General features: G+C 62.5%; 16 protein-coding genes. 8 read left to right on the top strand and 8 right to left on the bottom strand.

Features of this window, described 5'->3' with window-relative positions:
• Positions 1-63: 63 nt before the first annotated feature.
• On the bottom strand, positions 64-2,340 hold the full coding sequence (clpA, locus tag FHP89_RS10840) for an ATP-dependent Clp protease ATP-binding subunit ClpA (protein WP_144179840.1): 2,277 nt from the start codon (positions 2,338-2,340) through the stop codon (positions 64-66).
• 2 nt (positions 2,341-2,342) lie between these two features.
• Complete coding sequence (gene clpS, locus FHP89_RS10835; RefSeq protein ID WP_144179838.1) at positions 2,343-2,651, bottom strand: ATP-dependent Clp protease adapter ClpS; 309 nt, start codon at positions 2,649-2,651, stop codon at positions 2,343-2,345.
• A gap of 372 nt (positions 2,652-3,023) precedes the next feature.
• Here clpS and FHP89_RS10830 point away from each other — a divergent pair, with 372 nt between their 5' ends.
• Complete coding sequence (locus FHP89_RS10830) at positions 3,024-3,227, top strand: cold-shock protein (protein ID WP_144179836.1); 204 nt, start codon at positions 3,024-3,026, stop codon at positions 3,225-3,227.
• A gap of 209 nt (positions 3,228-3,436) precedes the next feature.
• Here FHP89_RS10830 and rpmG read toward each other — a convergent pair whose 3' ends face one another.
• The 3 genes from rpmG to radC form a co-directional block, all read right to left on the bottom strand.
• Positions 3,437-3,604, bottom strand: a complete 168-nt coding sequence (rpmG, locus tag FHP89_RS10825) for a 50S ribosomal protein L33 (RefSeq protein ID WP_144179834.1) — start codon at positions 3,602-3,604, stop codon at positions 3,437-3,439.
• 25 nt (positions 3,605-3,629) lie between these two features.
• A complete protein-coding gene (rpmB, locus tag FHP89_RS10820; RefSeq protein ID WP_144179832.1) occupies positions 3,630-3,866 on the bottom strand; it encodes a 50S ribosomal protein L28 in 237 nt (78 codons plus the stop codon).
• A gap of 93 nt (positions 3,867-3,959) precedes the next feature.
• Positions 3,960-4,634 (bottom strand): RadC family protein, encoded by a 675-nt coding sequence (radC, locus tag FHP89_RS10815; protein ID WP_144179830.1) that lies wholly within the window; start codon positions 4,632-4,634, stop codon positions 3,960-3,962.
• A gap of 52 nt (positions 4,635-4,686) precedes the next feature.
• On the opposite strand from radC, the gene coaBC reads away from it, so the two are divergent.
• The 3 genes from coaBC to FHP89_RS10800 are packed head-to-tail and all read left to right on the top strand — an operon-like array spanning position 4,687 to position 6,828.
• Positions 4,687-5,877 carry a bifunctional phosphopantothenoylcysteine decarboxylase/phosphopantothenate--cysteine ligase CoaBC gene (gene coaBC, locus FHP89_RS10810; RefSeq protein WP_144179828.1) on the top strand — a complete coding sequence of 397 codons (1,191 nt, stop codon included), beginning with the start codon at positions 4,687-4,689 and terminating at the stop codon, positions 5,875-5,877.
• A 16-nt stretch (positions 5,878-5,893) separates the two neighbouring features.
• The gene (gene dut, locus FHP89_RS10805; RefSeq protein ID WP_144179826.1) at positions 5,894-6,343 is read left to right on the top strand and encodes a dUTP diphosphatase; all 450 of its coding nucleotides are present in this window, start codon (positions 5,894-5,896) and stop codon (positions 6,341-6,343) included.
• The gene (locus tag FHP89_RS10800; RefSeq protein WP_144179824.1) at positions 6,340-6,828 is read left to right on the top strand and encodes an NUDIX hydrolase; all 489 of its coding nucleotides are present in this window, start codon (positions 6,340-6,342) and stop codon (positions 6,826-6,828) included. Before dut ends, FHP89_RS10800 begins: the two co-directional genes overlap by 4 nt.
• Here FHP89_RS10800 and FHP89_RS10795 read toward each other — a convergent pair.
• Together FHP89_RS10795 and FHP89_RS10790 are read right to left on the bottom strand one after the other, a co-directional pair.
• Positions 6,825-8,084, bottom strand: coding sequence for an NAD(P)/FAD-dependent oxidoreductase (locus FHP89_RS10795; RefSeq protein ID WP_144179822.1), 1,260 nt, complete (start codon positions 8,082-8,084; stop codon positions 6,825-6,827). The two genes, FHP89_RS10800 and FHP89_RS10795, sit on opposite strands and share 4 nt — an antisense overlap.
• A gap of 4 nt (positions 8,085-8,088) precedes the next feature.
• A complete protein-coding gene (locus FHP89_RS10790; protein ID WP_222105368.1) occupies positions 8,089-8,340 on the bottom strand; it encodes a c-type cytochrome in 252 nt (83 codons plus the stop codon).
• Between the two features lie 183 nt (positions 8,341-8,523).
• Here FHP89_RS10790 and FHP89_RS10785 point away from each other — a divergent pair, with 183 nt between their 5' ends.
• The 4 genes from FHP89_RS10785 to FHP89_RS20935 all read left to right on the top strand — a co-directional run bounded on the left by FHP89_RS10785 (position 8,524) and on the right by FHP89_RS20935 (position 12,630).
• Positions 8,524-8,979, top strand: coding sequence for a thiosulfate oxidation carrier protein SoxY (locus FHP89_RS10785; protein ID WP_186300422.1), 456 nt, complete (start codon positions 8,524-8,526; stop codon positions 8,977-8,979).
• Positions 8,980-8,998: 19 nt separating this feature from the next.
• Positions 8,999-9,310 (top strand): thiosulfate oxidation carrier complex protein SoxZ, encoded by a 312-nt coding sequence (gene soxZ / locus FHP89_RS10780; RefSeq protein WP_144179818.1) that lies wholly within the window; start codon positions 8,999-9,001, stop codon positions 9,308-9,310.
• Between the two features lie 258 nt (positions 9,311-9,568).
• Complete coding sequence (locus FHP89_RS10775) at positions 9,569-11,806, top strand: NADP-dependent isocitrate dehydrogenase (RefSeq protein ID WP_144179816.1); 2,238 nt, start codon at positions 9,569-9,571, stop codon at positions 11,804-11,806.
• Positions 11,807-12,213: 407 nt separating this feature from the next.
• Positions 12,214-12,630, top strand: a complete 417-nt coding sequence (locus FHP89_RS20935) for an OmpA family protein (RefSeq protein ID WP_186300421.1) — start codon at positions 12,214-12,216, stop codon at positions 12,628-12,630.
• Between the two features lie 62 nt (positions 12,631-12,692).
• Here FHP89_RS20935 and moeA read toward each other — a convergent pair whose 3' ends face one another.
• Positions 12,693-13,937 (bottom strand): molybdopterin molybdotransferase MoeA, encoded by a 1,245-nt coding sequence (gene moeA, locus FHP89_RS10765; RefSeq protein WP_144179812.1) that lies wholly within the window; start codon positions 13,935-13,937, stop codon positions 12,693-12,695.
• Between the last annotated feature and the right edge of the window lie 264 nt (positions 13,938-14,201).

Raw genomic sequence — 14,201 nt, 5'->3', positions numbered from 1 at the left:
GTAGCAATCGCGGGCAAAAAAAGGGCGGCTCAGCGAGCCGCCCGATACCGTGTGACACGGAGTTCAGTGGGTTGGGGCCAGGGCTTCATCCAGTGACAGCACCACTTTTTCTTCGTCGTCCAGATCAATGGTCACCCGGCCGCCATTGGCCAGTCGGCCAAACAGCAACTCGTCGGCCAGGGCCGAGCGGATGGTGTCCTGGATCAGACGCGCCATGGGCCGTGCGCCCATCAGCGGATCGAAGCCCTCGGCCGCCAGCCAGGTGCGCAGCTTGTCGGTGAATGTGGCTTCGACTTTTTTCTCGTGCAGTTGCGCTTCGAGCTGGGTGAGGAACTTGTCGACCACCCGCAGGATGACGGTGTTGTCCAGCGCCCGGAACGAGATGGATGCATCCAGGCGATTGCGGAACTCCGGCGAGAACATGCGCTTGATGTCTGCCATCTCGTCGCCCGACTCTCGTTTGGCGGCGAAGCCCATGACGGTCTTTTGCATCGCCTCGGCGCCCGCGTTGGTGGTCATGATGATGATCACGTTGCGGAAGTCGGTCTGGCGGCCATTGTTGTCGGTGAGCGTGCCGTGGTCCATCACCTGCAGCAGGATATTGAAGATGTCCGGATGCGCCTTTTCGATCTCGTCGAGCAACAACACGCAGTGCGGCTTCTTGGTGATGGCTTCGGTGAGCAAGCCGCCCTGATCGAAGCCGACATAGCCCGGGGGCGCACCGATGAGCCGGCTGACCGCATGGCGCTCCATGTACTCGGACATGTCGAAGCGTTCGAGCTCGATGCCCAGCGTGTAGGCCAGCTGGCGCGCCACTTCGGTCTTGCCGACGCCGGTCGGGCCGCTGAACAGGAAGCTGCCGATCGGCCGGCCCGGGCTGCCAAGCCCCGAGCGTGACATCTTGATGGCTTTTGCCAATGCGTCGATCGCCGGATCCTGTCCGAAGACGACGTTCTTCAGGTCGCGGTCGAGTGTCTTGAGCGCGGCCTTGTCGTCGTTGGACACGGTGCGCGGCGGGATGCGGGCGATCTTCGCCACGATCTCTTCAACTTCGCCCTTGCCGATGGTCTTGCGCTGCTTGGACTTGGGCAGGATGCGTTGCGCGGCGCCGGCCTCGTCGATCACGTCGATGGCTTTGTCGGGCAAATGGCGGTCGTTGATGTACTTGGCCGACAGCTCGGCCGCCGAGGCCAGCGCGGCTGCCGAGTAGCGCACTTTGTGATGCTCTTCAAAGCGGCTCTTGAGCCCTTTGAGAATCTCGACGGTTTCGGCAATCGACGGCTCGGGCACATCGATCTTCTGGAAGCGCCGCGACAGCGCATGGTCCTTCTCGAAAATCTGGCGGAACTCGCTGTAGGTGGTCGCGCCGATGCACTTGAGCTGGCCGCTGGAGAGCGCCGGCTTGAGCAGGTTCGACGCGTCGAGCGTGCCGCCCGAGGCCGCGCCGGCACCGATCAAGGTGTGGATCTCGTCGATGAACAGAATCGAGTGCTCGTTTTCGAGCAGCTGCTTGAGAACGGCCTTCAAGCGTTGCTCGAAGTCGCCGCGATACTTGGTGCCAGCGAGCAGGGCGCCCATGTCGAGTGCGTAAACCTGGGCGTCGATCAGCACGTCCGGAATCCGTCCCTCGACCACGCGACGTGCCAAGCCCTCGGCGATGGCCGTTTTGCCGACGCCGGCCTCACCGACCAGCAGCGGATTGTTCTTGCGGCGGCGGCAGAGTGTCTGGATGACGCGCTCGACTTCCTTGTCGCGACCGATCAAGGGGTCGATCTTGCCCATCAGCGCTTGCTGGTTGAGGTTCTGGGTAAAGCTCTCGAGCGCGCCGCCAGGCTGGGCGCTTTCGCCCTCGGGCGATTCTGGCTCTGCATCATGGCCCTTGGGTGCCTCGGGCGCATTGCCGTGGCCGCCCTTGGCGATGCCGTGCGAGATGAAGTTCACCACGTCCAGTCGCGATACCTCCTGGCGTTGCAGGAAATACACCGCATGCGATTCCTTCTCGCCGAAGATGGCCACGAGCACATTCGCGCCAGTGACCTCCTTCTTGCCCGATGACTGGACGTGCAGGATGGCGCGCTGGATGACGCGTTGAAAACCCAGGGTTGGCTGGGTGTCGATGTCCTCGTCGCCCTCCACGGTGGGCGTGTGCTCACTGATGAAATCGGTGAGTTCGCGCCGCAGGGTCTCGATGTTGGCCGAGCAGGCCCGGAGCACCTCAGCGGCTGATGGGTTGTCGAGCAAGGCGAGGAGCAGATGCTCCACGGTAATGAATTCGTGCCGTTTCTGGCGCGCCTCGACGAAGGCCATGTGAAGGCTGACTTCCAGTTCTTGCGCAATCATTCTCAGTTCTCCTCCATCACACAGGCCAACGGATGTTGGTGTTGCCGGGCATGAGCGATGACTTGCTCAACCTTGGTTGCAGCGATGTCTTTCGGAAACGTTCCGCACACGCCACGCCCCTCCGTATGTACTTGGAGCATGACACGAGTCGCGCGTTCGCGGTCTAGCGCAAAAAAACGTTGCAGCACACTGACGACAAAATCCATGGGCGTGAAGTCGTCGTTCAGCAAAAGCACTTTGTACATGCGTGGCGGACCGACTCGCGTCTTTTCCGCCTCTAGCAAAGAATCGTCTTGTTTCTTGACTGCCATGAGAGCCATTCTAATGGAGCGTTGGGGGATGGCAAGCCGGCGTGATGCCGGGCCGTGATGTATGTTCTGTGGCAAAAATAACGCATTTTTTTTGCTGCGGTGCAAATTTGCTGCGCTGTACGACTTTATTGTTATAAAACAGATAGTAATGCGTGTTTTTTGTGCTTTATGGTGTGGCGTTGAGTTGATATTGCCGTGTTGCGCAAAAAATGTCCGCAGGAAGTTCTTGACGGCAAAAGCCTATGCCGGTAAAAGCTGAGGCGTACCTTTCGCGTCGATTGGCGGTTTCAGAACACCGACCCTTCGATTGACCAGAGGGATCGGCTCGATTCTCGGGCGTATCATTGATGTAATCGCGAGGAAATAGGCAACATGGCAACTGGTACTGTTAAGTGGTTCAACGACGCCAAAGGTTTTGGTTTTATTACTCCTGATGACGGCAGCGAAGATCTGTTCGCGCACTTCTCCGCCATCAACATGAACGGTTTCAAATCGCTCAAAGAAGGTGACAAAGTCACTTTCGAAGTGACGCAGGGTCCGAAGGGCAAACAAGCCTCGAACATCCAGCGTGGCTAATTCTGCTTAGGCAGAATGCGTTAGAAAAAGCTGCCTTCGGGCAGCTTTTTTTTCGCCCGCTCCCTGCGTTTTGCCCGACCGCTACGCCCGTTTCCGCTCTTTTTTGTGCAATGCTCGTTGAGCGGCAAAGGCGGGGTGGCAAAAGCAAAGGCCCGCTATGAGCGGGCCTTCGATCGAAACCGGCTGGGCGAACCCGGCAGCTGAAATAATTACTTCAGCTTGGTTTCCTTGTACATCACGTGCTTGCGAACCACCGGATCGAATTTCTTCAATTCCAGCTTTTCGGGCATCGTGCGCTTGTTCTTGTTGGTGGTGTAAAAGTGTCCCGTGCCAGCACTGGACTCGAGCTTGATTTTTTCGCGACCGCCTTTGGCCATGTCAGTCTCCGTCTAGTGAAGGGGGTTAGATTTTTGCGCCAGCGGCGCGCAGATCGGCCACGACCACATCGACGCCTTTCTTGTCGATAGTGCGCAGGCCGGCGCTCGAAACGCGCATGCGAATCCAGCGGTTTTCAGCTTCGCTCCAGAACTTGCGGTACTGCAAGTTCGGCAGAAAACGACGCTTAGACTTGTTTTGGGCGTGGGAAACATTGTTACCCACCATCGGTGCCTTACCGGTCACTTGGCAAACGCGAGCCATGGTTGTGCTCCAGGGAAATCGGTTTTCGAAAAGCCGCCGAGTGTACAACACTCAGGGCTGAGAATTCAAGGACTTGTTTTCAAAAAGAGAAAACTACAGCAGTCCGCTTTCAGCAAACGACGTGATCTGTGCTTGTGTGACGACAAAATGATCGAGCACACGGACGTCGATCAAAGCCAGTGCGCTGCGCAAGTCGCGTGTCAGCGACTGGTCTGCGGCACTGGGCATGGCATTGCCGGAGGGGTGGTTGTGGGCCAGGATCACCGCCGCGGCATTGTGCGTCAGCGCGAATTTTACGACTTCTCGCGGATACACGCTTGTTTGTGTGAGTGTGCCGCGGAAAAGTGTCTCGGAAAGGATGAGCCGGTTCTGCGCGTCGAGCAGTAAAACCATGAAAACTTCATGGGGTAGGGCGCCGAGATGGAGGCGCAGCCAGCGTTTGACGGCCTCGGGGGCGCCCAGGATGTCGCCTTCGCCGATGTCTTCGGCCAGCGCGCGGCGGGCGATCTCCATGATGGCCTGAAGTTGAGCGTATTTGGCCAGACCCATGCCGGGGAAGGCCGCGAAGGCGTCACGCGTGGCGTGGCACAGCCCGGAGAGGGTGCCGAAGTGGGCGATCAGGTCGCGTGCTAGGTCGACTGCGCTTTTACCCCGCACGCCAACGCGCAAGAAAATGGCCAGGAGTTCAGCGTCCGACAGGGCCGCCGGGCCGCGCTCGATGAGCTTTTCCCGCGGGCGCTCGCCGGCGGGCCAATCGGTGATGGCCATGCAGTACAATCCTTGATCAGGCTGAAATCAGCGCTCAGTATATGTGAATGTCATGATCGAACTGAAGGGCAGGAAAATTATTCTCGGCGTGACCGGGGGCGTGGCGGCCTACAAGGCGGCGGAATTGACGCGCTTGATGGTCAAGGCGGGGGCCAGCGTGCACGTGGTGCTCAGTGAAGGCGGGGCGCATTTCGTGACGCCGGTGACCTTTCAGGCGCTCAGCGGGCATCCGGTGTGGACGGATCTGTGGGATCCGCGCATGGGCAACAACATGGCGCATATTGATCTGACCCGCGACGCCGACGGCATCATCGTGGCGCCGGCGACGGCGGACTTCATGGCCCGACTGGCGCAGGGGCGCTGCGACGACTTGCTGACCACGCTGTGCCTGGCGCGGGATTGCGACCTGATGGTGGCGCCGGCGATGAACCGTCAGATGTGGCAACACCCGGCCACGCAGCGCAACGCCAGGCAGTTGTTCGACGACGGTGTGGTGGTGCTGGGGCCGGACGAGGGCGAACAGGCCTGCGGTGAAACCGGTCTGGGCCGCATGCTCGAGCCTGAGGTTTTGTGTGAAGCGGTGATCAGCCATTTCGAAGCCAAGCGACTGACGGGGCGTAAAGTGGTGCTGACCGCGGGCCCGACCTTCGAAGCCATCGACCCGGTGCGCGGTATCACCAATAGCAGCTCGGGCAAGATGGGCTACGCGCTGGCGCGCGCCTGTGCCCAGGCGGGCGCCGAGGTGGTGCTGGTGAGTGGGCCGGTCGCCTTGCCGGTGCCTTATGGTGTGACGCGGATCAGCGTGCAGTCTGCGCTGGCGATGCGTGAGGCGGTGACGGCGGCGATTGATGATGCCGACGTGTTCATTGGTGTGGCGGCGGTGGCAGATTACCGGCCGGCGACGCCAGCGGAGCACAAGATCAAGAAGTCCGGCGATGCGATGAGTATCGCGCTGACGCCGAATCCCGATATCTTGGCCGAGGTGGCCGCGCGGCCTAACCCGCCGTTTTGCGTCGGCTTTGCCGCCGAGAGCCGTGATCTGGACACCTACGCCGAGGGTAAGCGACGCAACAAGCGGCTGCCGATGGTGGTGGGCAATCTGGTGCAGGACGGGCTCGGTCAGGACGACAACCAGGTGGTGATTTACGACGAGGCGGGCCGCCACCCGGTGCCGCGCGCCGCCAAGGATAATCTCGCCCGCAGCATCGTCAAGCATCTGGCTGACCTGCTGTCGGCACGCTGACATTCAAGGAAGGACCATGCACCCGATCGACGTCATCCTGCTCGATGAGCGCCTCAAGACCCATCCGCCGGCCTACGCTACGCCGGGGGCGGCCGGGCTGGATCTGCGCGCCTGTCTCGACGCACCCTTGAACCTGTTGCCGGGCGATACCGTGCTGGTACCCACCGGCATGGCGATTCATCTGGATGATCCGGGGCTGGCCGCGATGATTCTGCCGCGCTCGGGGCTGGGCCATAAACATGGCATCGTGCTGGGCAACCTCGTCGGGCTGATCGATTCGGACTACCAGGGGCAGATCTTCGTGTCGGTCTGGAACCGCGGCAAGGTCGCGTTCAAGATCGAACCGATGGAGCGGATCGCGCAGCTGGTGGTGGTGCCGGTGGTGCAGGCGACCTTCAATGTGGTGGACCAGTTCGAGGCGTCGACGCGCGGCGCGGGCGGCTTCGGCAGTACCGGCTCGAAATGACTGTCGCGGTGGCGGGCATCCCCACCGGGGTGCATGTAATCCTGCCGCAAGCCGGCGCGGTGCTGCTGATGCGTCGGGCCAACACGGGCTTTTTCGATGGCTTGTTCAGCTTGCCGGGTGGGCATGTGGAAGCGGGCGAGTCGATTCGCATGGCCGCGATCCGCGAGATGGCCGAAGAGCTGGATGTATGTCTGACGGTGGCCGATCTGGATCTGGTTGGCGTGGTGCACCGACTCTCGGACACCAATCGCATCGATTTCTTTTTGCGCGCTCGCCGCTGGCAGGGCGAGCCACGCCGGGCCGAGCCCGACAAATGCGACGCGCTGGGCTGGTATTCGCCCGCCGCCTTGCCCGCGAACACCGTCGCCTATATTCGCGAGGCACTCGGCTACACGCGCGCGGAGCCGTGGGTGATGGAGTTGGGCTGGCTTGCGCCGGCGGCGGACGAAGCCGTGCGTCCAGCGGCGTCCGCCCAAATCCCCTAACGCAGCATATCGGCCCAGATGTTGTGCGCCCAGGCCTGCGCGGCCGTGGCTTCGGCGGGGCTGGCGACGGCGGACAGACCACCGGCACCTTCGACCGGTAGAAAAGTGTGTTCCGCCGTGTCGAAGCGATGCACCGAGGCCACATGCATGGCGCTGTCGCCACCGACGTAGCTGTAGCAGGTGTTCATCACCACCGGCGCGGGGTTGGGCGGCAGATCGGCGAGCAGATGCAAGATGGCCGCCGCCGCGACCTTGGCCTGCTGGTTGGCCATGGTGCCGGACTTGGGCATGCGCGGCGCCGACAGGGTTGCGTCACCGATGACGTGCACATTGGGCACATCGCGCACCTCGGTGCTCAGCCAGTCCACCGACACCCAGCGATCATTGACCAGCCGGCTGCCGATGAGCTCGACGACCTTGCCCGCGCGCTGCGGCGGGATCACGTTGAGCACATCGGCTTTGACGTCGTCGAACTCCAGCTTCGCGGTGCGTGTGCGGGCGTCGACGCCGAGCAGCTGGTTGTTTGGCCGGTATTCGATCATGCCCCGGTATCGGTCGCCCCAGGCCGCCAGAAACAGCCCTTTCTTGGACTGGATGTCGGCGTTGGCGTCGAGCACCAGCACCTTGGCGCGCGGCTTGTGGCGACGGCAGTAGTCGGCCACCAGGCTGGCGCGCTCGTAGGGTCCGGGCGGGCAGCGGAAGGGCGCCTTGGGAATGTGAATGGCAAACACGCCACCGTCGGGCATGGCGGCGAGTTGGCGCTGCAAAATGGTGGTTTGCGGGCCGGCCTTCCAGGCGTGGGGGATCTCGTCTTCGTGTCCGGCCAGGCCGTCGATGCGCTCGGGCATGAAATCGATGCCGGGCGAGAGCAGCAGACGGTCGTAGTGCAGGCGCTCACCGCTGGCCAGACGCAGTTCGCGCGCGGCCGGGTCGATGGCAGTGACGGTATCCTGGACCACGCGCACGCCGTGATGATCGCGCAGGCCGGTGTAATCGTGAGTGATCTGCGCCATGGTCTGCATGCCACCGATGACGAGGTTCGACATCGGGCAGGAGACAAACCGGGCATTGCGCTCGATCAGCGTGACCCTGACATTGGCGTCGCTCCACAGCCGCAGATATTTGGCCGCGGTGGCACCGCCGAAGCCGCCACCGACCACCACCACATGGGCGCTGCGGGCGGACTTGCCGATCTGAGCGCATCCGGCCAGGGCGGCAGCGCCGACGGCGGCGAGGAAATGGCGTCGATTGGTCATGGCCTCAGTGTCCTGTGCGGGCGCGTTGGGCGGCAAAATGCTCGGCGATCAGCGTGAGTTGTTCTGGCGTGTAGCCCTCGGCGATCTGATGCATGATGGTGGCGGGCTTCTCGCCGCGGCTGAAGGCGGACAGCTTGCGCAGCAGCGTGTCGCGCGGGACGCCGGCGAGGCTTTCGGTGCCGCCGACGCTGTGGCCGTCCGTGCCGTGGCAATTGGCGCAGGTGGCGGCCAGCGTGCGACCCTTGTCGATAGGCATGCCGCCCGCGTGAATGCTTGGCGCCAAGGCGGCTAGCCAGATCAAAGTCAGTGGCCGTATCAGCTTCAAGTCGGTCTCCCGAGTCAGGAACGAATGGCCGTCATGATACCGGTTGACGCTGCGGCGACGCGGGCTATGGCACGATACGCGGCGAATGGACAGCAATTTTGCGCAGGAGAGGGTATGGATCGGTCACGGCGGTTGGCGCTGAAAACAGGCGGGCGCGCGGGCGTGCTCGCCTGGCTGGTTGCCGCCGGCGTGCTGCCGGTGTCGGCGGCGACGGCGGCATCGGTGTTTTCGATTCATGGCGTCGACGCGGTGATGGAAGCACTGGGTGCGGCCGGGGGGCGCGCGAGCGATGCGATCGAGATCGTCGCGGCGGAGATCGTCGAGAACGGTGCGATGGTGTCGGTCGAGGTGATCTCCCGCCTGCCGGGCACGCGGCAAATCGCGCTGCTCGTCGATCAGAACCCGACCACCTTGGCGGCGGTGTTTGCGTTGCCCGAAGGCACCTTGCCGCGTTTGCAGACCCGGATCAAGATGGCGCAAACCAGTCATGTGATTGCGGTGGTTGAGGCCGATGGTGGTTTTGCGCTGGCGCGGCGCGAGATCAAGATTGTGCAGGGCGGTTGCGGCTGACCGCAATGAGGACAGAACAATGAGCGATCCCGTACGGATCCGGGCGACGGTGGCAGAAGGCGTGACGCAAGTGCGTCTGATGGCGGCACACCCGATGGAAACCGGGCGGCGGCGCCTGCCCGAGGGCGCGCTGGTGGCGGCGCATTACATCACCGACCTGACGGTGTTGCACGACGCCCGTGTGGTCTTGCAGGCGCGCTTCGGGCCGTCGGTGTCGCGCGACCCGTATCTGGTGTTTTCGTTTGCCGGCGGCGCGCCGGGCGAGACGGTGAGCGTGTCATGGCGCGACAACCGGGGCGATACTCGTAGCGACACTGTCACGATTCGCTGAGCGAAGTGGGCCGAAGCCCGATGTCGATCCGCACGGCAAACGCCGCTTCATTTTGGTGCATGGTTGGCAGAAAATGCCCCCAGTGATAACCGGCGGTCAGTCATCTATATGATTGCCAGCGAGACGTAAGGATCCGGCATTATAATTACGCCTTCGCCTTGACTTGCCTGAATGCGAATACGGAGCGCTTAGGGCAAACTAGGCTGGTTGCGGTATCCGGTTGGCTTTGCGCCACGATATAAAACAAGGGAGAAATGCATGACTACGAAGCGTCCGACGATCATCTACACCCTCACCGATGAGGCGCCCTTGTTGGCGACGTGCTCCCTGCTGCCGATTATCCGGACGTTCGCCGCGCCGGCTGGCATCGACGTGACGACGAGCGATATCTCGGTGGCAGCGCGGGTGCTGGCTGAATTCTCCGAATTCCTGACCGACGAGCAGAAGGTGCCGGATACGCTCGCCGAGCTGGGCCGTCTGACCCAGGAGCCGGACACCAACATCATCAAATTGCCGAACATCAGCGCCTCGGTGTCGCAGCTGATGGCCTGCGTCAAGGAATTGCAGTCCAAGGGCTACGCGATCCCTGACTACCCGGAAGCGCCGAAAACCGAGGAAGACAAAGCGATCAAGGTCCGTTACGGCAAGTGCCTGGGCTCCGCCGTCAACCCGGTGCTGCGCGAAGGCAACTCCGACCGCCGTGCGCCGGCTGCCGTCAAGAACTACGCCAAGAAACACCCGCACTCGATGGGCAAGTGGAGCCAGGCCTCGCGTACCCATGTCTCACACATGAAGCATGGCGACTTCTACCACGGCGAAAAGTCGATGACGCTCGACCGTGCGCGTAAGGTCAAGATGGAGCTGATCACCAAGGAAGGTGAAGCCATCGTGCTCAAGCCCGAGGTGGCGTTGCTCGACGGCGAGATCATCGACTCGATGTTCATGAGCAAGAAAGCGCTGTGCGACTTCTACGAAGAGCAGATCGAAGACGCGCGCCAGTCCGGCGTGATGTTCTCGCTGCACGTGAAGGCGACGATGATGAAGGTGTCGCACCCCATCGTCTTCGGCCACTGCGTCCGGATCTTCTACAAGGACGCCTTCAAGAAGCACGCCGCGCTGTTCCGTGAGCTGGGTGTCAACGTCAACAACGGCATGGTCAACCTGTACGACAAGATCGCCAATCTGCCGCGCTCGCAGCGCGAGGAGATCATCGAAGACCTGCACGCCTGCCACGAGCACCGCCCCGAACTGGCGATGGTCGATTCGGCCAAGGGCATCACCAACTTCCACTCGCCCAACGACATCATCGTTGACGCCTCCATGCCGGCGATGATCCGCTCGGGCGGCAAGATGTGGGGTGCCGATGGTCGCCAGAAAGACGCCAAGGCCGTGATGCCGGAGTCGACCTTTGCCCGTATCTACCAGGAGATGATCAACTTCTGCAAAACCAACGGCAACTTCGATCCTAAGACCATGGGCACCGTGCCCAACGTCGGTCTGATGGCGCAGAAGGCCGAGGAATACGGCTCGCACGACAAGACCTTCGAGATCCCCAAGGCCGGCGTCGCCAACATCACCGATCTGGACACCGGCGAAGTGCTGCTATCGCAGAACGTCGAAGAGGGCGACATCTGGCGCATGTGCCAGGTCAAGGACGCCCCGATCCGCGACTGGGTCAAACTCGCCGTCACCCGCGCGCGCAACTCCGGCATGCCGGCCGTGTTCTGGCTCGACCCCTACCGTCCGCACGAGAACGAGCTGATCAAGAAGGTCGAGCTCTACCTGAAGGATCACGACACCACCGGTCTCGACATCCAGCACATGTCGCAAGTGCGCGCCATGCGTTACACCCTGGAGCGCGTGGTTCGCGGCCAGGACACCATTTCGGTCACCGGCAACATCCTGCGCGACTATCTGACCGACCTGTTCCCGATCATGGAACTGGGCACCTCGGCCAAGATGCTGTCCATCGTTCCGCTGATGGCTGGCGGTGGCATGTACGAAACCGGTGCCGGCGGCTCCGCGCCCAAGCACGTGCAGCAGCTGGTTGAAGAAAACCACCTGCGTTGGGACTCGCTCGGCGAGTTCCTCGCGCTGGCCGTGTCGCTTGAAGACCTCGGCATCAAGGAAGGCAACGCCAAGGCCAAGCTGCTCGCCAAGACGCTGGACGAAGCCACGGGCAAGCTGCTCGACAACGACAAATCGCCATCGCGCAAGACCGGCGAGCTCGACAACCGCGGCAGCCACTTCTACCTGGCCATGTACTGGGCGCAGGCCCTGGCGGCACAGGACGAAGACGCCGAGTTGAAAGCGTACTTCACCCCGCTGGCCAAGTCGCTGGCCGACAACGAGGCGAAGATTCTTGCCGAACTCAGCGCCGTGCAGGGCAAGCCGGTCGATATCGGTGGCTATTACATGGCCGACGCCGAGAAGACCAAGACGGTAATGCGCCCGAGCACGACGCTGAACGCTGCGCTTGCTGCCACGCGCGGCTGAACCGCCCGCTGACGCGAACCAGCGGGTTCGTGTCTGTTGTAAAACAAATGCCAGAGACGCGTCTCTGGCATTTGTTTTTCTGCGCACGGGCGGGGCGGCGCTCTTTCGCTGATCGTTGGCATAGCGATAAATTACTGTTTGTCATATGGAAATGACATTTGTTGGCGTGTATGATGCGAGCCCAGCTGGAGTATTCCAGGAGGCGCTGGCCGTGGGCTGTTGAATCCCCGGTGTCGCAAGCGCGGACCCCTATATTCACTCGTCACGAGGTTCTTTCCATGAAGTCGTCCTTGATCGCCATTGCGCTGAGCGCATGTTTGTTGTCCGCTTGCGCAACCGCCCCCCAGTCGTCCGGAGAGCCGGCAGCACCGGCTGCCGCACCGCGGGCTGAGCCCGGAAAGACGCCCATGCAGTTGTTGTCGGCGGAGGCGGACGGGCTGAAAGATGTCGGACTTGGCGTCGAAGCATTGGGTGATGGCTTGCGCGTGACGCTGCCCGGTGCGATGAGCTTCAAGTCGGGGCGCAGCGAATTGAATGCCGACGCTGCCGATGCGCTTGATCGTCTCGCCGGCGCACTCAATACGGTGCCGCAGGTGCATGCGCGGGTGGTCGGGCATACCGACAGCGCCGGGGATGGCGCCTACAATCAGACGCTGTCCGAGGCGCGCGCCGCCGTGGTGGCGCGTGCTTTGATCGAGCGGGGTGTCGCCGAGGAGCGCCTGTCTTCAGAAGGGCGTGGCGAAGACGAGCCGGTGGCTGACAACGGCTCGCGGGAAGGCCGTGCAAGCAATCGTCGGGTCGAGCTCGTGATCGGCGCGAAGTGAGTCTGTCATCCAAAACAACAACGCCGGCACATGCCGGCGTTGTTGTTTGGTCGCTCGGCGGATCAGGTCAGGCCGTCGAACAACTGAACGTCGACCGCGTCACCTGCGGCCACATCGGCACGGGACTCGGGCAGCACGATGAAGCAGTTGGCATCTGACATCGAGCGCAACACGCCGGAGCCCTGGGCACCGGTGGGCGATACCTCCCAGCCATCGGCGCTCGCGCGGACGATGGCCCGGACGAATTCCCGTCGGCCGGGGCGCTTGCGGATCTCGATGGTGCAGCGCGCGGCCAGCGTGGGCCGTGTTGGCAGGGGGCTGACGCCCATCAGCGCCAGCAGGGCGTCCTGCACAAACTGGTAGAAGGTGACCATCACGGCGACCGGGTTGCCCGGCAGGCCGAACAGCCAGGTGGTGTCGAGCTTGCCAAAGGCCATCGGCCGGCCCGGTTTGATGTTTATCTTCCAGAAGGCGACTTCGCCCAGTCGATTGACCATTTCCTTGATGAAGTCCGCCTCGCCAACCGACACACCGCCGGAGGTGAGGATCACGTCGGCGGCGGTGGCCGCATCGTGAAAGGCCGCTTCGAGCGCTTCGGGACGGTCGGGAATGACCCCCATGTCGAGGATGTCGCAGCCGAGCCGGGTCAGTACGCCATAGAGCGTGTAGCGGTTGCTGTCGTAGATCTGGCCGGGGGCGAGCGGTTTGCCGATCGAGGCGACTTCATCGCCGGTCGAGAAAAACGCGACGCGCAGCCTGCGATAGACGAGAACTTCGGCAATGCCCAGCGAGGCGATCAGGCCGAGTTCGGCCGGGCCGATACGCTTGCCGGCAGACAGGGCCGGCTCGCCCAGGGCGAGGTCTTCGCCGGCGCGGCGGACATTCTGGCCGGGTTTGCGGCCGGCCGGAATCTGAACCTTGGTCTTGTCGGCCTGGACGTCTTCTTGTGGCACGATACAGTCGGCGCCGCGCGGCACCATCGCGCCGGTCATGATGCGCACCGCCTGACCCGGTCCGACGATGCCGGAGAAGGCGTTTCCCGCGAAGGCGGTACCGACGATGTTCAGCGACGCGCCGGCGTGGCAGTCGTCGGTACGAATGGCGTAGCCGTCCATGGCGGAGTTGTCATGAGCGGGGACATTGTGCGGCGCAATAACGTCTTGGGCGAGGACGCGGCCGAGTGCGTCGCGGATGGCGACTTGCTCCCACCCTTGTACTGGCGCCAGCCCGGCATGGATGAGTGCGCGTGCTTCCTCAACATCGAGCGCGGTTCGCGCAGCAGCAGGGGCGTCGGTTGGGCGTGTCATGATCTGGTCTCATTTTTTTGAACGTAAACTGCATAGGCAAACGTGCTGCACTGCGTCCAGATGAATAGTAGGCAATCGAGTCTGAAAGCGCCATCCGGCGCGGTTTTCGGTGCGTTGACAATCAAGTCCGTGGGCGTATGCTGAGAATTCGATCGCGTCGTGCTGAGCAGGCGCGTGAGGGAGAATAATAAACGGGCGCATGCAGGAATGTCCCGCAGCTGACTGCACTGCGAGGATTATTGTTTGGTCCGCCAGAGACCACCC

The organism is Denitromonas ohlonensis, assembly GCF_007625205.1.
In the GTDB taxonomy this organism is placed as follows: domain Bacteria; phylum Pseudomonadota; class Gammaproteobacteria; order Burkholderiales; family Rhodocyclaceae; genus Nitrogeniibacter; species Nitrogeniibacter ohlonensis.
The sequence above is the reverse complement of the archived record's forward strand: the minus strand, read 5'-3'. Positions and strand labels throughout refer to the sequence as shown.